Here is a 22,528-nt window from a genome sequence, read left to right as displayed (position 1 = left end):
GGGGTGTTCCGGACGCGCCAGGCGGCGCATCCGGAACGGGCGGTGCGGGGTGCGGCTCAGTGGGCCGCCGGGACGGCAGCGGGCTTTTCCGTGCCGCGCTTGAGCAGCAGGGACAGCAGCGCGCCGATCACGCACATGGCCACGATGAACCACAGGCCGGAGAGCTTGGAACCGGTGGCGTCCTGCATGAAGCCCATGGCGTAGGGGCCCAGGAAGCCGCCGCAGAGCCCGATGGTGTTGACGAAGGCGATGCCGCCGGCCAGGGCGGCGCCGCTGAGCCGGGTGGCCGGGTACGTGAAGAGGATCGGCTGCAGGGCGAAGAAGTTGAAGGCCGCGAGGCAGAAGCCGATCATGCCGAGCAGCGGGCCGCCGACGGCGCCGAGGGCGAAGCCGGCGACGATGCCGGTCATGGTGCCGGTGACCAGCAGCCGGGAGCGGCGGCCGTCGGTGGCGAAACGCGGGACCAGCAGCGCGCCGGCCGCGGAGAAGATCCAGGGGATGGCCGTCAGCAGGCCGATCTGCAGCGGGTTGAGCTTGCCGTAAGTGCCGATGATCGAGGGCAGGAAGTAGGACAGGGCGTACACGGCGATCTGGTGCGTGAAGTAGACGCCGACGACGAGAAGGATCTGTTTGTCCTTCAGGACATCGCGGAGCCGGTGGTTGCCGGAGGCCTCGGCCCCGGCGGTTTCCTCGGCGGCAATGCGGGCCTCGAGGTCGGCGGCTTCCTCGGCGGTCAGGAAGGTGGCCTTGCTGGGGCGGTCCGGGAGCTTCTTCCAGACGACGTACGCCAGGATGCACGCCGGCAGGCCCTCGACGAGGAACATCCACTGCCAGCCGTGCAGGCCGCCGAGCCCGTCCAGGGTGAGCAGCAGTCCGCCCAGCGGGGCGCCGACGATGTTAGCAATGGAGACGCCGAGCAGGAACATCCCGTTGGCCTTGGCACGGTCCTTGACCACGAACCACTGCGTCAGGAAGTACATGACGCCCGGGAAGAGCCCGGCCTCGGCGACGCCGAGCAGCATCCGCATGATGTAGAAGGACCATTCGCCCTGGACGAAGGCCATGCAGGCGGAGATGATGCCCCACGTGATCATGATCCGCATGATCCAGAACCGGGCGCCGACCTTGTGCATGATCAGGTTGGACGGGATTTCGGAGAGCGCATAGGTCAGGAAGAACAGTCCGGCGCCGATGCCGTACGCGGTGGCAGAGATGCCCAGGTCGATCTCCAGCCTGTCCTTGGCCATGCCGATGTTGGTGCGGTCCAGGAAGGCCATGATGTAGGCGCCGATCAGCAGCGGCATGACGCGGCGGAGGATCACGCCGTTTATTTCCTGCGGTGTGCGCATCTTCTTTGGTGCGGATACAACTGACATGGGTTGGGGTCCTTGGGTAGGTGGGCGGGACGGATGGTCAAGAACGGGCGTGCCGGATGGGGGCGAACGGGAGCAAGGCTGCGGCCCGATGGGCCTGCAGCCCGGGATTCGCCGGGGCTGGGGGACGCTCGGGGGAACGGGTGCGGGGCGAGGCCGAGGGGGCCCGTGCGGGCTCCCGGCTTTAGCTGTCCGGCGGGGTGCAGCCGCAGGTCCGCCCTATATGCAGGCGGTGGCGGCAGACTTTCGAGGTGTAGCTGGCGGACGGGGAATCGATGCGTTTGAGCAGCATGGCGAAGGCCTCGAAGGCCATTTCCTGCTGCGGTTGGACAATGCTGGTCAGGTTGATCAGTCCCGAGCGGCTGTGTGGCAGCCCGTCACAGCCGGCGACGGCGACGTCGTCCGGGATGCGCAGGCCGCGCGCCAAGGCGTACTCCATGACGCCGATGGCAAGTTCGTCGCTGCCGCACACCACGGCCTGGGGCGGGGCGCCGGTGGAGAACAGCCGTTCCGCCGCCAGCCGACCGCCCTCGTTATTGACTCTGGTGCTGATCTTCCGGTCGCCGCTGATCGTGACGCCAGCCGCGGCCGCAGTGCGGACAAATGCCTGTTCGCGGGCCAGGGAGGCGGTGGAGAAACGGGGGCCGATCACCGTGGCGATCTCGGTGAAGCCGTGGCTGAGCATGTGCTGCATCAGCGTGGTCGCGGCGGCGTCGTCGTCGATCCCGACAAAGTCCGAGTCGAGGAAGTCCGCCCGGCGGGACAGGCACACATAGGGGATCCGCGCCGACCTCAGGGTGCGGAGTGCGGTGGCGTCGTCCCGGAGCGAGGCGGCGAGGATGATGCCGTCCACGTTGCGGTGCGCGAGCGTCGAGGTGACCTGGGCGAGCACCTCCGGATCGTCCTGGGTGGTGGCGACGAACACTTCGTAACCCGACTCCGCCGCGGCCGTGATGACGCCCTGTGCCCAGCGCGGAAACATCGGGTTGATGATGTTGGGCAGGATCAGCCCGATGACCCGGGTCCGCTGCGGGTCCGTGGACTGCGAGGGCTTACGGGGCCTGAAGCCGAGCTCGTTCGCCACGTGGATGATGTGGCGCCGGGTCTCCGGCGAGACGCCGCCCTTGCCGTTGAGGACGTAGGACACCGCGGCCGAGGACACCCCGGCTGCCCGGGCCACTGCGGCGGCCGAAACCGGCGGCACCCGGCCGTCCACGGGGGTGCTTGTGGCGTGATCCTGCATGTCCGGCCCTCCTTCGCGTCGGTGTGTGTACCTGTGACCTCAGTTACAGTAAGGAGGCCTCCGAATGTTAAGCAACGTTAAGTCATTCCCGCGGGACATGCTCATTCCTGGCACCGAACCCGATGGGCATGCTCATTTTTCGCACCGAGGCGGATTGGACATGTCCGGTGGCGGGATCAAAGCGTGGACATGCCCGGCGGTCTGCGACGGCCCGGCGGGACATGCTCAATCTTCGCACCGAGGCGGATTGGACATGTCCGGTGGCGGGATCAAAGCGTGGACATGCCCGGCGGTCTGCAACGGCCCGGCGGGACATGCTCAATCTTCGCGCTCTGATGGATTGGACTTGTTCGGTCCTGAATCCGAAGGATGGGCATAGCGGGACTATGTCCATTCCCCGCGGCCAGGGAAGGGCATGTCCCGCGGTGCGGCGCGGAGCCGCGGCGCCCCGGGGCCGCGGGGACTCCGGCCCTAGACAGCTGTTTCGCCGTGGGCAAACATGGACCCAAAGCGACCCGATGCAAAGTTGAGCGGAGTACACTCAACTTTAGTATCAGCATGTTCCCGGAAGGAGCTCTCTTTGGACGCCAAATTCACCACCAAGAGCCAGGAGGCTCTCGCGGCAGCCGCCATGAACGCCTCGACGGCGGGAAACCCCCAGCTCGAGCCCGCCCACCTGCTCAAGGCGCTCATGGACCAGCGTGAGGGGGTTGCCGTCGCCCTCCTCCGAGCCACCGGTACGGACCCGGATTCGGTCAGCGTCCAGGCCAGCAGCGCCATCAAGGCCCTTCCGTCGACCTCCGGCAGTTCGGTGCAGCAGCCGCAGCTGTCCCGCACCGCCCTGCAGGCCATCAAGAATGCCCAGAACGAGGCCGAGCGGCTCGGCGATTCATTCGTCTCCACCGAGCACCTGCTGCTCGGGCTCGCGTCCGGCAGTGATGCCGTCGGCAAGCTGATGCGCGACTCCGGCGCCTCGCACGAGGCCCTGCTCGCCGCCCTGCCGGGGGTCCGCGGCGACCGCAAGGTGGACAACGCCGACCCCGAAAACACCTTCCAGGCGCTGGAGAAGTACGGCACCGATCTCACCGCGATTGCCCGCTCCGGCAAGCTGGATCCGGTGATCGGCCGCGACGCCGAGATCCGCCGCATCGTCCAGGTGTTGAGCCGCCGGACCAAGAACAACCCCGTCCTCATCGGCGAGCCCGGCGTGGGCAAGACCGCCGTCGTCGAAGGACTGGCCCAGCGGATTGTCGCCAATGATGTTCCCGAGAGCCTGCGCGGCAAGACCCTGATCTCCTTGGACCTCGCCTCGATGGTGGCCGGGGCGAAATACCGCGGCGAATTTGAGGAACGGCTCAAGGCCGTCCTGGAGGAAATCAAGGGCTCCGAGGGGCAGATCGTCACGTTCATTGACGAGCTCCACACCGTCGTGGGGGCGGGCGCGACCGGGGACAGCTCCATGGACGCCGGCAACATGCTCAAGCCCATGCTGGCCCGCGGCGAGCTGCGGCTGATCGGCGCGACCACCCTGGACGAATACCGCGAGAACATCGAAAAGGACCCGGCCCTGGAGCGCCGGTTCCAGCAGGTCTACGTCGGCGAGCCGAGCGTGGAGGACACCATCGGCATTCTGCGCGGCCTCAAGGAACGCTACGAGGCCCACCACAAGGTCTCCATCTCCGACTCCGCACTCGTGGCCGCCGCCAACCTCTCCAACCGGTACATCTCCGGCCGTCAGCTGCCGGACAAGGCGATCGACCTGGTGGACGAGGCCGCGTCGCGGCTGCGGATGGAGATCGACTCCGCCCCGGAGGAGATCGACCAGCTCCGACGCCAGGTGGACCGCCTGACCATGGAGGAACTGGCCCTGGCCGGCGAGACCGATCCCGCCTCCGTGGAAAGGCTGGCGGCCCTGCGCGCGGACATGGCGGACAAGAAGGAAGAGCTCGCGGCCCTGAATGCCCGCTGGGAGGCCGAGAAGGCCGGCCTGAACCGGGTGGGCGACCTGCGGGCCAAGCTCGACGAGCTCCGTTCCGCGGCCGACAAAGCCCAGCGCGAGGGTGACCTCGAGACGGCGTCCAGGATCCTCTACGGCGAGATCCCGGCCCTGGAACGGGAGCTGAACGCCGCCGCCGAGGCCGAAGCGGCCGTGCCCGACAAATCCAGGCAGATGGTGGCTGATGAGGTTACCGCGGACGATATTGCCGAGGTCATTTCGGCCTGGACCGGCATCCCGGCGGGGCGCATGCTGCAGGGCGAAAGCCAGAAACTGCTGAACATGGAAGAGGTTCTGGGCGAGCGGCTGATCGGCCAGAAGAAAGCCGTCGCCGCGGTGTCCGACGCCGTGCGCCGCGCCCGGGCCGGGATCAGCGACCCCAACCGGCCCACGGGCTCCTTCCTGTTCCTCGGCCCCACCGGCGTCGGCAAGACCGAGCTCGCGAAGTCCCTTGCCGACTTCCTGTTCGACGACGAACGCGCGATGGTGCGGATCGACATGTCCGAATACTCGGAGAAGCATTCCGTGGCCCGGCTTGTCGGGGCGCCCCCAGGCTACGTCGGGTACGAGGAGGGCGGCCAGCTGACCGAGGCCGTCCGCCGCCGCCCGTATTCGGTGCTGCTGCTCGATGAAGTGGAGAAAGCCCACCCGGAGGTCTTCGACATCCTCCTGCAGGTGCTCGACGACGGCCGCCTCACCGACGGCCAGGGCCGCACCGTGGACTTCCGCAACGTGATCCTGGTGCTCACCTCGAACCTGGGCAGCCAGTTCCTGGTGGACCCCAACCTCGACGCCGCAGCCAAGAAGAACGCCGTCATGGCGACCGTGCATGCTTCCTTCAAGCCGGAGTTCCTGAACCGGCTGGATGAGGTGGTGCTGTTCGATCCGCTGAGCGTGGAGGAGCTGTCCCGGATCGTGGAGCTGCAGGTCAAGGAGCTGGGCGAGCGGCTCAAGGGCCGCCGGCTGAACCTGGAAGTGACCGAGGGCGCCCGCGCCTGGCTTGCCGTCACGGGCTTCGATCCCGCGTACGGCGCCCGGCCCCTGCGCCGGCTGGTCCAGCGCGAGATCGGCGACCGGCTGGCCCGGGCCATCCTGGCCGGCGAGATCTCCGACGGAGACACGGTGGTGGTGGATACCGCGCCGGACCTGATGGAACTGACCATGGGCGGGCCTGAGGCCACGGACCGTCCCGACGGCGGCGCATCCACCGGCAGCGGACTCTCGGTCCGGCGCAAGTCGTAGCCGCCGGCACCACAAGCCGCCCGAACACGTTAAAACGCCGCCGGCAGCCGGGTTCGTCCCGGCTGCCGGCGGCATTTGAAGCTAGATGGGGCTGAGGGGCCACATATCAGGAGAGCAGGGACTCCATGATGATGTTTCCGGCATCCGTCACGACGTAGCAGTCGACCCGGCGGTCGCCCTTGCCCCAACTGCTCGAACTCGGGTAGGCCAGTTTGTAGCTCAGCGCGTAGCCCGAGGCCTTGTCCGTCAGCGGTGCGGCCTTGCAGGCGGCGCGCGCCTTCTGCTTGAGGGCCTCCCGGCCGGGGTAGGAGTCCTCGGCCGCGTACTTCTCGACGGCGACCAGCTGCGCCGAGTGGCCTGTGGCGCAGTCCACGATGGTGGACTGCTGCGCATCCGGATCGAAGTCCTTGAAGCAGTCGCGCAGCTGGAAGTCCAGCGGGCTGACGCCTTCAAGGGGCAGGGCACCGCGGCTGGCCGGGGCCGACGCCGACTCCGACGACGCTGCGGGGGCCGGGCTGCCGCTGCCGTCCGCGGAGGGCGGGGGACTGCCGGCAAATGAGGCCGCCGCCCACCACACCAGAAGCCCGAGAACGACGAGCACGGCCGCAGCCGCGCCAAGCCGCTTGCGCCCCTGCCGGCGGATCCGGCGGGCCAGGGGGCGCACACGGTCTCGCGCACGGCCCGAGGCGGCGGTGATGATGCCGGCGACAGTGGCGGCAGAGCCCTTCGCGCCTGGGCGCGCCGCGGCGGGTTCGACCGATTCGCCGGATTCTCCCCGGCGCGCTGCCGGTTCCGTGTCGGCCGTGACAACGGGCAGGGCGGACGTCGGCAGCCTCGAAGGCGGCGGCGGGACGGGCCCGGCGTCGTGCCTTGGATTCTCTTCGGTCACTGAGAAATTCACCACTTCCGTGCGTCTTTGCCGGGGTTGGAGGCCCGGCATCGTGGCCCGTTTCCGGGAGCACAAGAGGAAACTCTATCGAAGATGCGCGGCGCGGCGCATGCGGCCGGGGCGGCGGCTGCTCCGGCCGGAAGCGCCACGCTGTCCACAAGAGGCGGGCCGGCAAGCAGTTGAGGCCGAAAGCATGTAATCTAGGTGTACGACAAATTGACCAAACATTCCGGGGCCTCACCGATCGCCAAAGGTGACCACCTCCGGTCCAAGTACAAAAGGGGGTCACGCCATGGGGCGCGGCCGTCAAAAGGCAAAAGCTACCAAGCAGGCTCGGGACATCAAGTACTACTCCCCGAACACTGACTATTCGGCCCTTCAGCGCGAGCTCACGGGCCCGGGAAGTCGTGCCACGAACCACTTCGCGGATGACCCGGTCGAGCCGGACTATTCGGCGTATGTGGATAAGTACGCGGACGATTTGGAAGACGAGGACGACGAGGTTGACACCCGTCGGATAGGTTAGTCGACGCTTCCTCCCGGTAGTTTCTTCCGGGGGATCTTTCCGGCACTGCGGTGCAAGACAATGAATTTCAGGCCGCCGGCCACACACCTGTCTGAGGCGTGGCCGGCGGCCTTTCTTGTGCCCCGTAGGGCCTGGTGCCCCGCGGACAGGCCAGGCCCCGGGGCCGGAAGCGCAGTTGTCACCGGCGGGACCGCGGGCTAGGTTGATCGTGCCGGATTCTCCCGGACACAGCATCGCCGCCCCGGAAGGACTGCCATGACCATGCGCACAGGATTCGCCGAGGGCGAGCTCTGCTGGACCGATCTCCAGACCAGGGATGTGGAGGCGGCGAAGGCCTTCTACACGGAAGTTTTCGGCTGGCGGTACGAAGACCTGCCCACCCCGGACGGACGCAGTTACGCCAAGGCCTTCCTCGGTGAGGACCTGGTCACGGTACTCGCGCCGCAAAACTCGCCGCAGGGCACACCACAGGAATCCGCGAGGGAACCGGGCCGGTGGAACGTGTATTTCGCGGTCGGCGACGCCAAGGACCTGGCCGCCGAACTGGCGCATTCCGCAGGGCGGCTCGAATTCGGCCCCGAGGCCATCAGCGACACCGGCGTCATGGTCTTCTTCGCCCCGCCCGGCGGCGGAACCACCGGGGCCTGGCAGGCCGGCAGCCATTTCGGGGCCGCCCGGAGCCAGGAGGCGGGCGCCCTGACATGGGCCGAGCTGCTGACCCCGGAGCCGCAGGCCGCCGTCGGATTCTTCCAACAGCTCTTCGGGCACGAGGTGACCGAATATCCCCAGGACGACGGCGGCACGTACACGACGCTCATGGTGGACGGTACCGAGGTGGCCGGCATCGCCCGGGTTCCGGGCGATGCGCAGGACACCCTCCAGCCCGGCTGGCAGGTCTATTTCGGCGTCTCGGACGTCGCGGAAGCGGTGCGCGCGGCGGTGGCCGCGGGCGGCGTCGTGCTGATCGAGCCGGAGGACGGCGAGGAAGCCGGCAGCATCGCCACGATCCAGGATCCGCAGGGCGGCGTCTTCAGCCTGCTGGAGGTTTAGGACCGCAAACAAAAACGAGTGCTCCGCGACGGCCTGACAAACGGCGGTCTGGGCCCACGCCGGCAGGGCTCCCTGGCCGAGCATGCGAGGCGAGGGGGCCGGTGGGGAGCACTCGCTTCAGTTAGAGCCCTTACGCGTAGGCGTTGACCAGGCGGACGGCGCCGCCGTCGACGCCCTTGGCGCCCTGGACGTAGTCCGGGCCCGTCTTCACGATTGAATCCGAGTTCTGCTCGACCGTGCCCATGATCCAGGACGGCAGGCCTCGGTCGTTGAGCCGGCTCACGGCGGCGTCGGCGGCTTCCGGGGAAACGATGGCGACCATGCCCACGCCCAGGTTCAGGGTGCGCTCGAGGTCTGCCAGCGGGACGTTGCCCAGCTCGGAGACCAGCTTGAAGATGGCCGGGAGCTCCCACGTGGCGCGGTCAACGGTGGCGAGCAGGCCCTGCGGGAGGACCCGGGCGAGGTTGGCGGCGAGGCCGCCGCCGGTGACGTGGCTGAAGCCGTGCACGGCCTGGCCGCCGGCGGAGCCGTTGACCGGGAAGGTGCGGGCGAGGTCCAGGCAGTCCGCGGCGTAGACGCGGGTGGGCTCGAGGAGTTCCTCGCCCAGGGTGCGGCCGAGTTCGGAGACCTGGCGGTCCAGGGCCCAGCCGGCGTGGTTGATGACGCGGCGGACCAGGGAGTAGCCGTTGGAGTGCAGGCCGGAGGAGGCCATGCCGATCACGACGTCGCCGGCGCGGACACGGTCCGGGCCCAGCAGCGCATCGGCCTCGACCACGCCGGTGGCGGCACCGGCGACGTCGTACTCGTGTTCGCCCAGCAGGCCCGGGTGCTCGGCGGTTTCGCCGCCCACCAGGGCGGTGCCGGCCACCGAGCAGGCCGCGGCGATGCCGCGGACGATGTCGGCGATGCGCTCCGGGACAACCTTGCCGCAGGCGATGTAGTCGGTCATGTAGAGCGGCTCGGCGCCCACCACGACGATGTCGTCCACCACCATGCCGACGAGGTCGTAGCCAATGGTGTCGTGGATGTCCATGGCCTGGGCGATTGCCACCTTGGTGCCGACGCCGTCGGTGGACGTGGCCAGCAGCGGGCGCTTGTAGGTCAGCAGCCGGGAAACGTCGTAGAGGCCCGCGAACCCGCCGACGCCGCCGATCACCGAGGAGTTGTGGGTTGCCTTGACGGCATCCTTCATGAGTTCGACGGCGCGGTCTCCCGCTTCGACGTCGACGCCGGCGGAGGCGTAGGTGATGCCGGCGTTCTGGGCGGCGTTCATGTCAGCGGCCGGGGAGGCGGAAGTCATACTGGCTCTTTCTTGTCGGCTGTGGTGACGCGGTCGGCATCGGTGAGCAGTTCTTCGAATTCGGAGTCCGGACCCGGATCGCAGCCGGTGGCGCCGGCCTTCTCGGCAGGGTCGTCGGAGATCGAGGTGCCGGGTTCGGCGTCGGGCGCCGTGGACGGTGCGGGCGCCGAAGCGTTCGCCGCGGAAACGGCCGCACTGGAACCTGCGGACGCGGCCGGAAGGCCGCCGAGGTCGGTGCGCTCGAGCAGGTTCTTGCCGAGCTTGTCCGCCCCGGGAAGCTCGATCGGGTACTTGCCGGTGAAACAGGCGGTGCACAGACGCTCACGCGGCTGCCGGGTGGCGTCGATCATGCCGTCTTCGGAAATGTAGGCGAGCGAGTCGGCGCCGATGGCCTGGGTGATCTCTTCGATGGTGGCGCCGTTGGCGATCAGTTCCGCGCGGGACGCGAAGTCGATGCCGTAGAAGCAGGGCCACTTGACCGGCGGGGAGGAGATCTTGATGTGGACACTTGCGGCGCCGGCTTCCCGGAGCATCCGCACGATGGCGCGCTGGGTGTTGCCGCGGACGATCGAGTCGTCCACCACCACCACACGCTTGCCGCGGATCACGGATTCAAGGGCGTTGAGCTTGAGCCGGATGCCGAGCTGGCGCAGCGTCTGCGAGGGCTGGATGAACGTGCGGCCCACGTAGGAGTTCTTGACGAAGCCGTGCGCGAAAGGGATGCCGGATTCCTCGGCGTAGCCCACGGCCGCGGGGGTGCCCGATTCCGGCACCGGGATGACGATGTCCGCTTCCTGGGTGTTTTCGCGGGCCAGCTGGCGGCCCATTTCCACGCGGGATTCGTATACCGAGCGGCCCGCAATGGAGGCGTCCGGGCGGGCGAGGTAAACATATTCGAAAACGCAGCCGGCCGGGGTCGCCTCGGCGAAGCGCTGCGAACGGACACCGTCCTCGTCGATCGCGATGAACTCGCCGGGCTCGATTTCGCGGATGAAGCTGGCGCCGACAGTGGCGAGGGCGGACTGCTCGGAGGCAACCACCCAGCCGCGTTCCAGCCGGCCGAGGCAGAGCGGACGGATGCCGTACGTGTCACGGGCCGCGTAGAGGGTGCCCTCGTCCATGAAGACGAAGCAGAAGCCGCCCTTGATCTTGGGCAGGAGCTCCATGGCGGTCTGTTCGAGGGACTTGCCTTCTTCGCCCTCGAGCAGCGCCGTGACCAAGGCGGTGTCCGAGGTGTTGCCCTGCTTCATTTCGCCGCTGAGGTTTCCGCCGTTGCGGTCCTCGATCATCGCCTTGAGATCGGCCGTGTTGGTCAGGTTGCCGTTGTGTGCCAGGGCCACGGTACCCGTGGCGGTCGCGCCCAGGGTCGGTTGGGCGTTCGCCCAGTGGCTGGCGCCGGTCGTGGAATAGCGACAGTGGCCGACGGCCAAGTGCCCGGTCAGGGTGTTCAGCGTGGTCTCGTCAAAAACCTGGGAAACGAGGCCCATGTCCTTGTAGACGTTGATCCGCTTGCCGTCGCTGGTCGCAATACCAGCCGACTCCTGACCGCGGTGCTGCAGTGCATACAGCCCGTAATAGGTTAGTTTTGCTACTTCTTCACCGGGTGCCCAGACCCCGAAGACGCCGCATGCGTCCTGAGGGCCTTTTTCGCCTGGGAGAAGATCATGAGAAAGTTTTCCATCGCCGCGTGCCACTGGTCGATTATCTCACGATGTGCGCTAAGACTTTTCCGGCGGCCGATTTATGACCTGCCGCCCGGCTCAGGCGGGTCTCAGGCGCGGTTTTCGTCGTCGTCGTCCGGGGCGGACTCGACGACGGCGCGCTGGGCGCGGCGGACGCTGACCCGGTCCAGCACCAGGGCCGTCACGGCACCCAGGATGACGCCGCCGGCCGCGCAAAGAACCATGAAGAAGCCGAAAACCGAGCCGGCGTCGTAGCTGGCATCACCGGGCAGGGCGTAGGCGATGATCGCCGCGACAACCACGCCCACGAGCCCGCCCAAAATCAGGAAGGGCACGTACTTCGGCGCCCGCCGGACGGTGACCTCGCGCCGCTCCGGGACGCTGCCCGGGACTGATTCCCCCCGGGGGTTGGTGCCTGGGGTGCCGGGGGTTTCGTGGGAAGACATGCCGTTAAGCCTACTGCCCTTCGACTCATTGCCGGAGACCCGTTCCGGGAGCAGACTAGGGCTAGGAACAGACGAGCTAAGGATCCGCCATGTTAGCCTCAGCCGACCGCGTTCGCGACCAGCAGCGCCTGCTCTGGGATGAGTTCTCGGCGGGCTGGAAGAAATGGGACGTTGAACTGCTCGACTGGCATGCTCCGTTCGGGGACGCCCTGCTTGAGGAGCTCCGGCTGCTCCCCAACTCCTGGGTGCTGGATGTCGCGGCAGGCACGGGGGAACCCGCACTCAATGTGGCCGAACAGGTGCCGGACGGGCGTGTGGTCCTCGCTGACATTTCGGCCGGTATGCTCCGCGTGGCCGAAGAAAAGGCATTGACCCGGGGCCTGCACAACCTGGACTTCAAGGTTTGCGACGCTGCTGCCATGCCCTTCGAGGACAACACGTTCGACGCCGTGTACTGCCGCTTCGGTTTGATGTTCTTTCCGGTCATGTCCGCGGCCATGCGAGAGATGGTGCGCACCGCCAAGCCGGGCGGCCGGGTCGGCGCCGTCGTCTGGGGACGCGCCGCCGAGAACCCGTGGGCCAGCCTGATCCTGGGCACCATTGCCCGGCACCGCGAGCTGCCCATTCCGGCCGCAGGGACTCCGGGGCTGTTCCGCTGTGCACCCACCGGGTTCATGACCCGGATGTTCAACGATGCCGGGCTCACGGACGTGACCGAGCGCAAGGTCACTACCAACCTCGTGTTCGAATCCCCCGAGAGCTACTGGGAGTTCATTACCGACATCGCGACCACTGTGGCGATGGGGCTGGCAAAGGCGGACAAGCAGTCCCGGGCCCTGATCCGTGCGGACGTGTTCGAGCTGCTGGGCCGCTACGAGCACGACGGCGCCATCCAGCTCCGGTCCACCGCCACGGTGGTGGCCGGGACCAAGGTGTAGGCCAGTCCACGGGTTCTCGGCGCTCCGGACAGGCAGCCCGACCGGGTTCCGCGCCGTTTTCGGACGGGCGTATCGCCATCGGACAGGTGCATCGCTTTCGGACCGGCGCGGCCCTGATCCGCGTTGCCCGTGTCCGACACCGTAGCGGATTCCCGGAAACGTGGCAGGATCAGCGCCGACTGGACGGGAGTGGCTGCCGGGGAACGCCTGCTGCCGCCAGAAATGCGGCAAATTTTCCTGGACTGGACAGCTCCGACCACGTCCAACGGATCACGCGTCGGCCCGTGGCGCGAATCCGGTCCTCCCGGCGTTTCTCTTCGGTGAGGGCCTCCGCTGGCGTCCGGCCCTGGAGGTACTCCACCTTGCGATACTTCACGAGTCCGTCGAATTCGCCGCAAAGCTGCTCCTCGGGCCAGTCAAAGTCTGTGAATGCGACCAGCCCCCGGGCATCGCGGATTTCGACCTGAAGGAGGGGACTCCGGAAGCCGAGCCGGTGCATCAGGGCGCGGCTTACCGATTCTCCAGGGGAGCCGGACGCAGGATCAGCAAAGTTCAGGGCGGTCCGGATTCGCCGGGCCGCGGCTTTTGTGTAGTTGCCGTCGACGCCGGCGTGGAGTTCCTCGCGGCTGAGCGGAGCCAGATTGTCAGGCTGCGGCCGGAGGACGTGGTCGAATATCGTGACGCCCTGCTCGAACGATTCGAAGGCTGCCAAGTCCAAGGCTGTCCGGACGCGGTCCGTGACCAGGAGCCCGTGACGTTCCTCGATCTGTGCCGAGTCCAAGTCGACGAAATGCCGCCGGACCCCGGCGCGCGAGCGTCCGCCGCCGTCGTCGGAAGTGCAGGCATGGACCGGATGGCGGTGGCCCAGCAGCGGCATGCCCCACAGTACAGCGGAGGATTGGCGGCAGAAGACGGTGCGGCTCCTCAGCGTGGAGGCCGCCGCCCGGATGAGGACCGGATACCGGTCCCACGGCGCCAGTACTTCCCACTCCTGAGCCCGGACGTAAACGCCCTGCCTGATGCGCCGGAGCTGCCCGGACTTCGCCTGCCGCGCAAGGCTCCGCGTGTCCTGGCCGATTCGTGCGAGATCACTGCTGAGAATCAACGGAGGTAGGTCCATGTCACGATGGTGGCCCGGGACACTGGGCCGGACAACTCCCGGCGGGGCGGATGTGGAGAACTTTTCCGCGGCACTTTCCGACCGGCGCGTGCGTATCGGACGGGCGCGCCGGGGATCCGCGCTGCATGCGTCCGATTCCGCAGCGGTGGTCGGAAAGTGCAGCGAAAAGCGCCCGCGCCCTGACCGGGACCAAGGAAGCCGCGGGCCGCCCGCGCTGCTAGACGCCCAGCTCTTCCTTCAGCGCTGCGACGTGGCCCTGGGCCTTGACCTGGTACTGCGCGAGCCGGACCTTGCCCTCGGGGTCCAGCACCACGGTGGAGCGGACGATTCCCTCTGTGATCTCGCCGTGGACCAGCTTCTCGCCCCAGGCGCCGTAGGCCAGGGCCACGGCATGGTCCTCGTCGGCCAGGAGCGGGAAGGTCAGGGCGAAATCGCCAGTGAAGTGGGCCAGGGCGTCCGGGGCATCCGGGGAGATGCCCAGGACTTCGTAGCCTGAGCCCTGCAGGGAGGCGAGGTTGTCGCGGAAGTCGCAGGCCTCGGTGGTGCAGCCCGGGGTCGCGGCCTGCGGGTAGAAGTACACGATCACGCTCTTGCCACGGTAGTCGGCGAGGGAAACCGGCTTGCCCTCGGCGTCGGGGAGGGTGAATTCCGGGGCCGGGGTGCCGGGCTGGAGCTTGACGGTCGGATTGGCGCTCATGGTGATCCTTCGGGAGGAGACAACGGGTCTGTGGTGCACAACACCGGCGTCCAAGGCTGTATTCCGTCCCGCAGCGACAGCTTTTTCATAGCTCCGGCATAGCTGCGCTGGCTAGCCTGAAGCCACTATGGAAGACCACATGCCGGAAGATCACACGCCACGACAGCCACGTTTCGGATCCCGACGCCCGGCCCCCCGACGGCATCCTGCGCGCGGCCGGGTCCGGGCCATGATCCTGGCGGCGTGTGCCACAGTGCTGGCGGTTGCGCTGGCCGCAGGTATCTATTCCTCCGCGGCTGCCCGCTCGACGGCGGTGAGTCCTAGGACGGCGCCGGCTGCGCCGTCTGCCCCAGCCAGCGCCCCAGCCAGCGCCCCGGCGTCGGCGTCCATCGACACGGCGCTCGGCTCACGGATCAACGCGATCATCGAGGCCAACAGCCAGTACCAGATCGGCGTGGCGCTGGCGGACCTCTCTCAGGGTGCCGCGTCCGAGGACGTCCACGAATACGGGGTCCAGGAGAAGTTCGTGGCGGCCAGCACGGCCAAAGTCCTGGCCGCTGCGGCCTACTATCACCTGGTGGAAACCGGCGCCGCCAGCCTCGATGACCCGCTGGGGAGCTACACCGCCGGATTCCAGCTCCGCGAGATGATCCAGCAGAGCGACAATGACTCGTGGTCGCTGGTCATGGATGCCGTGGGCCACGGGGAGCTGACCGACTTTGCGGCGTCTCTGGGCGTGAGCTACGACCCGGAAACCAACACGCTGACCCCGGCGGAAATGGCCAGCATCCTGTCCGGGGTCTATTCCGGAGCACTCCTCAACGCCGAGGACACGGCGCAGCTGCTGTCCTATATGCAGGACACCAACTACGAGACTCTCATTCCCGCCGCCGTGCCGGACGGGATCACGGTGTTCCACAAGTACGGGCTCCTGGACGATGAACTGCACGACGCCGGCGTCCTCGCCCAAGGCAACACCGCGTACGCGCTGGTCATCTACACCAAGGGCCAGAGCCTGAGCGACGTCCCGGAACGCACCGAGGTGATCCATCAGCTGACGCAGGCCGTGGCGGGCGCCTTGTTCTGAGCGGGCGTTTTCGGATAACTGCGGCGGAATCGGACCACCGCGCCGCAGATCCGCGGCGCCCCTGTCCGAAACCGTGGCAAAAAACCGAACGCGGTGCGGAGCAGCCGCCCGGCGCTAGATGCCCAGCTCCTCCCGCAGCGCCCTGACATGGCCCTGCGCGCTGACCTGGTACTGCGCCAGGACCACGTTCCCGTCCGGGCCGACCACCACGGTGGAGCGGACCGTTCCTTCGCGGACTTCGCCGTCCACAAGCTTCTCGCCCCAGGCCCCGTATGCCAGGGCGGTGGCGTGGTCTTCGTCGGCGAGGAGGGGGAAGGTCAGCGCCTGGTCGGCGGCGAAGGCTGCCAGGGCCTCGGGTGCGTCGGGCGAGATGCCCAGGACCTCGAAGCCCGCGCCCTGGAGGGCGGCAAGGCTGTCGCGGAAATCGCAGGCCTCGGTGGTGCAGCCGGGGGTGGCGGCGCGGGGGTAGAAGTAGACGATGACGCTCCTGCCGCGGTAGCGGGCCAGGGAAACCGGGCGGCCTGCGGCGTCGGGCAGCGTGAACCCGGGGGCGGGAGCGCCGGGTTGCAGCCCGGTTGTGGTGTGCAGAGCGGTGGTGAGGGCGGATTTCATGCAGTTCCTTCGATCGGGGGCAGGGCTGGTGGAGGCTGCGGGACCTCAGATGCTGTATTCGGCCGGCCCGCGCACCACGGCCAGCGGACCGGGGAGGAAGCGGTAGCCGCCGCTTCGGACGGTGACGACGGCGTGCCGGCAGCCCTTGAGCTTCCGGCGCAGCCGGCCGACGTACACGTCGATGGACCGGGTGGCCGCGCCGGGGGTGCCGAACGCGTCGAGGCAATGCTGCAGTTCCTGCCGGCTGACCGTGCGGGAGCAGTTCTGCACGAGGCATCGCAGGAGGGCGAACTCCACGTCCGTCAGGGGCACGCGCTCGCCGTCGAGCCTGGCATCCCCGGCCGCGAGGTCGACGGCGAGCCGGCTGATGGTGCCGGGGACGGGCGCCAGGGGCGCCCCGCCTTCGTCAGCGCCGCCGCCCTCGCCAGCCCCGCCGCCGCCAGCCCCGCCGTCGTCGGTCCCGTTGTCGTCAGCGCCGACGCCGTCAGCCGGCTCGGCGTCGGCGGTCCCGCCGGGGACTTCAGGCGTGGGTCCCGCCGGGATGCTGCCGTCTTCCGCGGACCGGATGACGGCGGACGTTGCGGCTCCGGCGGCGGGCCTGAAGTGGACTTCCGCCTCCGGGGCACATCTAAGGGCGCGGCCGAGCACCAGTTCGGCTGCGCGGGCCAGTACGGCCGGGTCACAGTCGGCGCCGTCCGGGAGGGTGACCCAGACGGCCAGCCCCTTCGCCGTGAGGCCGGCGTGCCGGGCCTGTCCGGGAACTGCCTGTCCGGGAACTACCTGTCCATGAGTGGCCTGTCCGGGAACGGTCAGTGAGTGGCTGGGCTGCCGGGCCGTTCCGCGGACGTTGTGTCCGGGGACGGCCACGGCTGCCTGGCTCATACCCCGCCGCGGCGGATGAGCTTTCCGCCGGGGGTCTGGCCATCGATCAGGGTGCCGCGGAGATAGGTCTTCCGGACCACCCCGGAAAGCGCCTTGCCGTCATACGGGGTGATGGGGTTCTTGTGCTTGAGCTTGGACACATCCACCACGAATGCCTCGTCGGGTGCAAAGACGGCGAAGTCGGCGTCGTACCCCAGCGCGAGCCTGCCCTTGCTGGTGAGGCGTGCCAGGGCTGCCGGCTTCTCGGCCATCCAGGAAACCACCTGCTCCAGGGAGATGCCGCGGTGCCGCGCCTCGGTCCAGATCAGGGACAGGCCAAGCTGCAGCGAGGAGACCCCGCCCCACGCCACGGCGAAGTCGCCGTTTTCCAGGTCCTTGAGGTCCAGGGTGGACGGGGAGTGGTCCGAGACGATGCAGTCGATGGTGCCGTCCTGCAGGCCCTGCCAGAGCAGCTCGCGGTTGGCGGCCTCGCGGATGGGCGGGCAGCACTTGTACGCTGTGGCGCCGTCGGGGATCTCCTCGGCCATGAGCGTGAGGTAGTGCGGGCACGTCTCCACGGTGAGGTGGACGCCGTCGCGCTTGGCCGTGGCGATCATCGGCAGGGCATCGGAAGAGGACAGGTGCAGGATGTGGGCGCGGGCGCCGGTCCAGCGGGCACGCTCGATCACCTCGGCGATGGCCTTGTTCTCGGCGCCGCGGGGGCGGGAGGCCAGGAACGTGGAATAGTGGTCGCCGCCGGGGTGGGGCGCGCGGTCGATTGCGTGGGAGTCCTCGGCGTGGACGATCATGAGCGAATCGAAGGACTTGAGCTCGGCCATGTCCTCCTCCATCTCGTCCGCGTCCAGGTGCGGGAACTCGTCCACGCCGGAGTGCAGCAGGAAGCACTTGAAGCCGAACACGCCCTCGTCGTGCAGCGGCCGCAGGTCCGCCTTGTTGCCGGGCACGGCGCCGCCCCAGAATCCGACGTCCACAAACGCCTGGTCCTCGGCCACCTCGCGCTTGAGCTTGAGCCCTTCCACGGTGGTGGTGGGCGGGATCGAATTCAGCGGCATGTCGATGATGGTGGTCACGCCCCCGGCCGCGGCGGCACGGGTGGCGGACGCGAAGCCCTCCCATTCGGTGCGGCCCGGCTCGTTGACATGGACGTGAGTGTCCACAAGTCCCGGAAGGAGGGTTTCGTCGTCGGCGAGCTCAATCACTTCCGTGCCGGATAGCCCGTTGCCGAGCGGCTCGATGGCGACGATCTTGCCGCCGCGGACGCCCACCTCCCGTGCCGCGATGCCGGCCGTGGTGAGAATGCGCTGGCCCCGGATGACGAGGTCAAAGCTGTCTTCAGACATTGAGGGGCTCCTTTGTGCGGGCACTTTTCCCCGGCGCCATGCTGGCCGGGACCAGGCCCGGCAGCTCCGCGCCGATGTGCTTTCCCAATTGCTCAAGCAGCGGTCCTGCTTCGGCTATACATATTTCTACCTTGGACTCCAGCGATGTCAGCGGGTAGACCTGCCGGAATCCGGAATCCACCTGCTGTCGCTGAGTCAGCGTGGTGCGGCCGCAGACGGCCACCACCGGCACGCCGGCCCGCGCCGCCGCCCGCGCAACGCCCATGGGCGTCTTGCCGAGCAGGCTCTGTTCGTCCAGGCTGCCTTCGCCCGTGATCACCAGGTCCGCGCCCGCCAGCCGGTCGCCAAGCCTGGTGAATTCAAGAACGACGTCGATGCCCGGCCTGCGGGCCGCGGCCAGTACCGCGATGGCGGCGTAGCCCACGCCGCCGGCCGCTCCGGCGCCCGGCGCGTCGGCCGCCTTCAGCGCCCGGGGGCCGATCTCGGCCGCGAGCACGTCCACGAAGTGGGCCAGGGCGGCATCGAGGGTTTCCACGTCCGCCGGAGTGGCCCCTTTCTGCGGGCCGAAGACCGCCGCGGCCCCAGCCGGTCCGAGCAGGGGGTTGTCCACGTCGCTGGCCAGGACGAAGCGGGCCTCGTCCAGCCGGGAATCGAAGCCGGCGAAGTCGATCCAGGCCAGCCGGGCGAGGGCAGCGCCGCCGGGCGGGAGTTCACTGCCGTCGGCGTCGAGGAGTCTGGCCCCGAGCCCCTGTAGGACGCCGGCGCCGCCGTCGGTATTGGCGCTGCCGCCGACGCCGAGGATGATCTGCCGGCAGCCGGCGTCGAGCGCCGCCCGGATCAGTTCTCCCGTGCCCAGGCTGGTGGCGCCTTTGGCGGTGTCGGAATCCGGCCGGCCGCCGGACACCGCTTCGCCGGCCCCGCCGCTGCCGGCCCCGCCGCTGCCGGCGCCCGCGGGGCCGCCGGGCAAGACGGCCAGGCCGGATGCGGCGGCCATTTCGATGACTGCTTCCCGGCCGCGGACCGCAAACTCCGCCCGGAGCCGCTGCCCGGTGGGGCCGGTGACGACGGCGCTGCGGCGGGTGAAGCCGGAGCCGACGGCGGCGTCGAGGGTGCCCTCGCCGCCGTCGGCCACCGGAATCCGGATGACTTCAAGGTTGCCGCCGCACGCCCGTTGCAGCCCTGCTTCAACGTGCCGGGCAACGTCCGGGGCAGAGAGCGAGCCCTTGAACTTGTCCGGCGCTATGACCACCTTCATCTCAGGCCTGCATCGCCAGGATGGCGGTCGGGGCGTCTTCGGCGGTCTCGGCCAGTTCCTCGAACTCGTTGACCGCGTTGATCTCCACACCCATGGAGATGTTGGTGATCTTTTCCAGGATCACTTCCACCACCACGGGAACCTTGAACTCGCCGGCCATCGCCTTGGCCTTGTCGAAAGCGGACGCCAGGTCGTTGGGGTCCTCCACCCGGATGGCCTTGCAGCCCAGGCCCTCGGCCACCTTGATGTGGTCCACGCCGTAGCCGCTGGCCGTCGCGGAGAGTTCCGTGGAGTTGATGTTTTCGAAAGCCAGGGACACGTTCTGTTCCATGTTGAAGCCGCGCTGGGACTGCCGGATCAGGCCGAGGTAGGAGTTGTTGACCACCACGTGGATGTAGGGGAGGTTGAACTGCGCGCCTACGGCGAGTTCCTCGATCATGAACTGGAAATCGTAGTCGCCGGACAGGGCCACCACGGTCTCGTCCGGCTTGCCGCGGACAACGCCGAGAGCGGCCGGGGCGGTCCAGCCCAGCGGTCCGGCCTGGCCGGCGTTGATCCACTTGCGCGGCCCGAACACGTGGAGCATCTGGGCGCCGGCGATCTGGGACAGGCCGATCGTGGAGACGTAGGTGGTGTCCTTGCCGAAGGACTTGTTCATCTCCTCGTACACGCGCTGCGGCTTGATCGGGATGTTTTCGAAGTGGGTCTTGCGGTGCAGGGTGGCCTTGCGCTCCGCGCAGTCGGCGGCCCAGCCGGAATAGTCCGGGAGGGTTCCCGCCGCCTGGCGTTCGCGGGCCAGTTCGACCAGGCCGGTCAGGGCCGCGCCGGCGTCCGAGGCGATCCCGAGGTCCGGGGAGAACACGCGGCCGATCTGCGTGGGCTCGATGTCGATGTGCACGAACTTGCGGCCGGCCGTGTAGGTGTCCAGGCCGCCGGTGTGGCGGTTGGCCCAGCGGTTGCCGATGCCGATAACGAAGTCGGAGGCCAGCATGGTCGCGTTGCCGTAGCGGTGGCTGGTCTGCAGGCCCACCATGCCGGCCATGAGCGGGTGGTCGTCGGAGATGGCGCCCCAGCCCATCAACGTGGGGATGACCGGAACGCCCAGCAGTTCGGCCAGTTCCACCAGTTGCTCGGAGGCGCCGGCGTTGATGATGCCGCCGCCGGCCACGATCAGCGGATGCTTCGCAGCGGTGAGCATGTCCAGTGCTTTCTCCAGCTGCTTGCGGCTGGCCTTCGGCTTTTCCACGGGCAGCGGCTCATAGGTCTCGATGTCGAACTCGATTTCGGCCATCTGAACGTCGATCGGCAGGTCCAGCAGCACCGGGCCCGGGCGGCCCGAGCGCATCAGCTGGAAGGCTTTCTGGAAGGCGCCCGGAACCTGGCCCGGCTCCCGGATGGTCATGGCCATCTTGGTGACCGGCTTGGCGATGGATTCGATGTCCACGGCCTGGAAGTCTTCCTTGTGGAGCTTGGCCACGGGCGCCTGGCCGGTGATGCACAGCATGGGGATGGAATCGGCCCAGGCGGCATACAGGCCGGTGATCATGTCCGTGCCGGCGGGCCCGGACGTGCCGATGCAGATGCCGATGTTGCCGTCCCGGGCCCGGCTGTAACCGTCAGCCATGTGGCTGGCGCCCTCAACGTGGCGGGCCAGGGTGTGGCGGATGCCGCCGTGGGCCCGCATCGCGGAATAGAACGGGTTGATGGCCGCGCCTGGCAGGCCGAACGCCTCGGTGGCGCCCTCCTTTTCCAGGATGGCGACGGCAGCGTCAACGGTGCGCATCTTAGTCATGGGGTGCTCCTTGGGAAGTCTTTGGGTGCCCTCTGCGGGCGGAATTTGGGTTTAGTTAGGGAGCCGCCGTCGTTTACGTCCGACGGCGGATCTCCGGTTTGCTTGCTGTCCGGCTACTGCCGGAGGTGCTTTACTTGCGGCCGCTGAGCTTCAGGACCTGCTTGAAGAGGCCCGAGTGGTCCAGTCCGCCGTCGCCCTGGTTGACGGTGGCGGCGACGAGCTGCGCGACGACGGCGCCGAGCGGGACGGCGACGTTGGCTTCGCGGGCGGCCGAGGTCACGATGCCCAGGTCCTTGTGGTGCAGGGCCAGGCGGAAGCCGGGGTCGAAGTTGCGGTCGAGCATCTTCTGTCCCTTCTGGTCCAGGACCTTGGAGCCGGCCAAGCCTCCGCCGAGGACCTTGAGGGCCGCGTTGGTGTCCACGCCGTAGGCCTCCAGGAAGGCGATGGCCTCCGCCAGGACCTCGATGTTGACGGCGACGATCAGCTGGTTGGCTGCCTTGACGGTCTGGCCGGAGCCGGACGGGCCGACGTGGACGATCGTCTTGCCCACCGCATTCAGGACATCGCGGGCGGCGTCGAAATCTGCGGATTCGCCGCCCACCATGATGGACAGTGCGGCGTCGATGGCACCCTGTTCGCCGCCGGAAACCGGGGCGTCGAGGGGGCGGATCCCGGCGGTCCGGGCGTCCTCCGCTAGGCGCTTGGCGACGTCCGGGCGGATGCTGCTGGCATCGATCCACAATGTGCCCTTGCGGGCGTGGGCGAAGACGCCGTCCGGGCCGCCGACGACGCCCTCGACGTCGGGGGAATCCGGAACCATGGTGATGACGACGTCGGCGTCCTTGACGGCGTCGGCGATGCTCGTGGCACCGTGGCCGCCTTCGGAGACCAGCTTGTTGATCTTGTCCTGGCTGCGGTTGAAACCGGTGACCGTGTGGCCGGCATTGACGAGGTTGACGGCCATGGGCAGGCCCATGATTCCGAGTCCGATGACTGCGACGTTGCTCATGATGGTTCTCTTTTCTGAAGTCTTTGGTGTTAGCGCCAAGGCGGGTGGG

The 22,528-nt window shown here is 68.3% G+C and carries 19 protein-coding genes; 5 read left to right on the top strand and 14 right to left on the bottom strand.

What is annotated here, in order from left to right; translation table 11 throughout:
• Window positions 1-56 precede the first annotated feature (56 nt).
• Both LDO15_RS20260 and LDO15_RS20255 read right to left on the bottom strand, forming a co-directional pair.
• Window positions 57-1,376, bottom strand: coding sequence for an MFS transporter (locus LDO15_RS20260; protein WP_223981736.1), 1,320 nt, complete (start codon window positions 1,374-1,376; stop codon window positions 57-59).
• Window positions 1,377-1,557: 181 nt separating this feature from the next.
• On the bottom strand, window positions 1,558-2,616 hold the full coding sequence (locus LDO15_RS20255) for a LacI family DNA-binding transcriptional regulator (RefSeq protein ID WP_223981733.1): 1,059 nt from the start codon (window positions 2,614-2,616) through the stop codon (window positions 1,558-1,560).
• Between the two features lie 580 nt (window positions 2,617-3,196).
• On the opposite strand from LDO15_RS20255, the gene clpB reads away from it, so the two are divergent.
• Complete coding sequence (gene clpB / locus LDO15_RS20250; protein ID WP_223981730.1) at window positions 3,197-5,854, top strand: ATP-dependent chaperone ClpB; 2,658 nt, start codon at window positions 3,197-3,199, stop codon at window positions 5,852-5,854.
• A gap of 106 nt (window positions 5,855-5,960) precedes the next feature.
• Here the strand turns inward: clpB and LDO15_RS20245 are convergent, their stop codons facing one another.
• Window positions 5,961-6,743: a septum formation family protein gene (locus LDO15_RS20245; protein ID WP_223981727.1), complete on the bottom strand. Its 783-nt coding sequence runs from the start codon at window positions 6,741-6,743 to the stop codon at window positions 5,961-5,963.
• A gap of 292 nt (window positions 6,744-7,035) precedes the next feature.
• On the opposite strand from LDO15_RS20245, the gene LDO15_RS20240 reads away from it, so the two are divergent.
• Together LDO15_RS20240 and LDO15_RS20235 are read left to right on the top strand one after the other, a co-directional pair.
• Entirely contained in the window at window positions 7,036-7,269 is a 234-nt protein-coding gene (locus LDO15_RS20240) for a DUF3073 domain-containing protein (protein WP_223987577.1), read from the top strand.
• Between the two features lie 255 nt (window positions 7,270-7,524).
• Complete coding sequence (locus LDO15_RS20235; protein WP_223981724.1) at window positions 7,525-8,319, top strand: VOC family protein; 795 nt, start codon at window positions 7,525-7,527, stop codon at window positions 8,317-8,319.
• 130 nt (window positions 8,320-8,449) lie between these two features.
• On the opposite strand, the gene purM is transcribed toward LDO15_RS20235, so the two are convergent.
• From purM to LDO15_RS20220, 3 genes are all read right to left on the bottom strand, one after another.
• Window positions 8,450-9,619 carry a phosphoribosylformylglycinamidine cyclo-ligase gene (gene purM / locus LDO15_RS20230; protein ID WP_223981721.1) on the bottom strand — a complete coding sequence of 390 codons (1,170 nt, stop codon included), beginning with the start codon at window positions 9,617-9,619 and terminating at the stop codon, window positions 8,450-8,452.
• The gene (purF, locus tag LDO15_RS20225; RefSeq protein ID WP_223981718.1) at window positions 9,616-11,313 is read right to left on the bottom strand and encodes an amidophosphoribosyltransferase; all 1,698 of its coding nucleotides are present in this window, start codon (window positions 11,311-11,313) and stop codon (window positions 9,616-9,618) included. Before purF ends, purM begins: the two co-directional genes overlap by 4 nt.
• Before the next feature lie 77 nt (window positions 11,314-11,390).
• A complete protein-coding gene (locus tag LDO15_RS20220) occupies window positions 11,391-11,747 on the bottom strand; it encodes a hypothetical protein (protein WP_223981715.1) in 357 nt (118 codons plus the stop codon).
• 89 nt (window positions 11,748-11,836) lie between these two features.
• Here LDO15_RS20220 and LDO15_RS20215 point away from each other — a divergent pair, with 89 nt between their 5' ends.
• Window positions 11,837-12,685 (top strand): methyltransferase domain-containing protein, encoded by an 849-nt coding sequence (locus LDO15_RS20215; protein WP_223981712.1) that lies wholly within the window; start codon window positions 11,837-11,839, stop codon window positions 12,683-12,685.
• A 169-nt stretch (window positions 12,686-12,854) separates the two neighbouring features.
• On the opposite strand, the gene LDO15_RS20210 is transcribed toward LDO15_RS20215, so the two are convergent.
• Together LDO15_RS20210 and bcp are read right to left on the bottom strand one after the other, a co-directional pair.
• Window positions 12,855-13,805: a type IV toxin-antitoxin system AbiEi family antitoxin domain-containing protein gene (locus LDO15_RS20210; protein ID WP_223981709.1), complete on the bottom strand. Its 951-nt coding sequence runs from the start codon at window positions 13,803-13,805 to the stop codon at window positions 12,855-12,857.
• A gap of 217 nt (window positions 13,806-14,022) precedes the next feature.
• Entirely contained in the window at window positions 14,023-14,502 is a 480-nt protein-coding gene (gene bcp, locus LDO15_RS20205) for a thioredoxin-dependent thiol peroxidase (RefSeq protein ID WP_223981707.1), read from the bottom strand.
• A gap of 139 nt (window positions 14,503-14,641) precedes the next feature.
• Between bcp and LDO15_RS20200 the strand changes: the two genes are divergently transcribed.
• Complete coding sequence (locus LDO15_RS20200; RefSeq protein ID WP_223981704.1) at window positions 14,642-15,589, top strand: serine hydrolase; 948 nt, start codon at window positions 14,642-14,644, stop codon at window positions 15,587-15,589.
• Between the two features lie 114 nt (window positions 15,590-15,703).
• On the opposite strand, the gene LDO15_RS20195 is transcribed toward LDO15_RS20200, so the two are convergent.
• The 6 genes from LDO15_RS20195 to LDO15_RS20170 all read right to left on the bottom strand — a co-directional run bounded on the left by LDO15_RS20195 (window position 15,704) and on the right by LDO15_RS20170 (window position 22,479).
• Window positions 15,704-16,201, bottom strand: a complete 498-nt coding sequence (locus LDO15_RS20195) for a peroxiredoxin (RefSeq protein ID WP_223981701.1) — start codon at window positions 16,199-16,201, stop codon at window positions 15,704-15,706.
• Window positions 16,202-16,246: 45 nt separating this feature from the next.
• Complete coding sequence (locus LDO15_RS20190; protein ID WP_223981699.1) at window positions 16,247-17,083, bottom strand: winged helix-turn-helix domain-containing protein; 837 nt, start codon at window positions 17,081-17,083, stop codon at window positions 16,247-16,249.
• Window positions 17,080-18,423 (bottom strand): allantoinase AllB, encoded by a 1,344-nt coding sequence (gene allB, locus LDO15_RS20185; RefSeq protein WP_223981697.1) that lies wholly within the window; start codon window positions 18,421-18,423, stop codon window positions 17,080-17,082. Before allB ends, LDO15_RS20190 begins: the two co-directional genes overlap by 4 nt.
• Window positions 18,416-19,678, bottom strand: coding sequence for a glycerate kinase (locus LDO15_RS20180; protein ID WP_223981695.1), 1,263 nt, complete (start codon window positions 19,676-19,678; stop codon window positions 18,416-18,418). The genes allB and LDO15_RS20180 overlap by 8 nt, the downstream gene beginning before the upstream one ends.
• A 1-nt stretch (window position 19,679) precedes the next feature.
• Entirely contained in the window at window positions 19,680-21,470 is a 1,791-nt protein-coding gene (gcl, locus tag LDO15_RS20175) for a glyoxylate carboligase (RefSeq protein WP_223981692.1), read from the bottom strand.
• 130 nt (window positions 21,471-21,600) lie between these two features.
• The gene (locus tag LDO15_RS20170) at window positions 21,601-22,479 is read right to left on the bottom strand and encodes a 2-hydroxy-3-oxopropionate reductase (RefSeq protein WP_223981690.1); all 879 of its coding nucleotides are present in this window, start codon (window positions 22,477-22,479) and stop codon (window positions 21,601-21,603) included.
• Window positions 22,480-22,528 lie beyond the last annotated feature (49 nt).

Origin of the sequence: Arthrobacter sp. NicSoilB8, from assembly GCF_019977355.1 — a bacterium.
Taxonomy (GTDB): domain Bacteria; phylum Actinomycetota; class Actinomycetes; order Actinomycetales; family Micrococcaceae; genus Arthrobacter.
The sequence above is the reverse complement of the archived record's forward strand: the minus strand, read 5'-3'. Positions and strand labels throughout refer to the sequence as shown.

Excerpts from the sequence above, each read along its gene's own strand:
- LDO15_RS20260 (WP_223981736.1), bottom strand. The coding sequence starts at position 1,376 with ATGTCAGTTGTATCCGCACCAAAGAAGATGCGCACACCGCAGGAAATA.
- gcl (WP_223981692.1), bottom strand. The coding sequence starts at position 21,470 with ATGACTAAGATGCGCACCGTTGACGCTGCCGTCGCCATCCTGGAAAAG.
- LDO15_RS20195 (WP_223981701.1), bottom strand. The coding sequence starts at position 16,201 with ATGAAATCCGCCCTCACCACCGCTCTGCACACCACAACCGGGCTGCAA.
- LDO15_RS20240 (WP_223987577.1), top strand. The coding sequence starts at position 7,036 with ATGGGGCGCGGCCGTCAAAAGGCAAAAGCTACCAAGCAGGCTCGGGAC.
- LDO15_RS20180 (WP_223981695.1), bottom strand. The coding sequence starts at position 19,678 with ATGAAGGTGGTCATAGCGCCGGACAAGTTCAAGGGCTCGCTCTCTGCC.
- LDO15_RS20200 (WP_223981704.1), top strand. The coding sequence starts at position 14,642 with ATGCCGGAAGATCACACGCCACGACAGCCACGTTTCGGATCCCGACGC.
- purM (WP_223981721.1), bottom strand. The coding sequence starts at position 9,619 with ATGACTTCCGCCTCCCCGGCCGCTGACATGAACGCCGCCCAGAACGCC.
- LDO15_RS20215 (WP_223981712.1), top strand. The coding sequence starts at position 11,837 with ATGTTAGCCTCAGCCGACCGCGTTCGCGACCAGCAGCGCCTGCTCTGG.
- LDO15_RS20210 (WP_223981709.1), bottom strand. The coding sequence starts at position 13,805 with ATGGACCTACCTCCGTTGATTCTCAGCAGTGATCTCGCACGAATCGGC.
- LDO15_RS20220 (WP_223981715.1), bottom strand. The coding sequence starts at position 11,747 with ATGTCTTCCCACGAAACCCCCGGCACCCCAGGCACCAACCCCCGGGGG.
- LDO15_RS20190 (WP_223981699.1), bottom strand. The coding sequence starts at position 17,083 with ATGAGCCAGGCAGCCGTGGCCGTCCCCGGACACAACGTCCGCGGAACG.
- bcp (WP_223981707.1), bottom strand. The coding sequence starts at position 14,502 with ATGAGCGCCAATCCGACCGTCAAGCTCCAGCCCGGCACCCCGGCCCCG.
- LDO15_RS20255 (WP_223981733.1), bottom strand. The coding sequence starts at position 2,616 with ATGCAGGATCACGCCACAAGCACCCCCGTGGACGGCCGGGTGCCGCCG.
- LDO15_RS20170 (WP_223981690.1), bottom strand. The coding sequence starts at position 22,479 with ATGAGCAACGTCGCAGTCATCGGACTCGGAATCATGGGCCTGCCCATG.
- allB (WP_223981697.1), bottom strand. The coding sequence starts at position 18,423 with ATGTCTGAAGACAGCTTTGACCTCGTCATCCGGGGCCAGCGCATTCTC.
- LDO15_RS20235 (WP_223981724.1), top strand. The coding sequence starts at position 7,525 with ATGACCATGCGCACAGGATTCGCCGAGGGCGAGCTCTGCTGGACCGAT.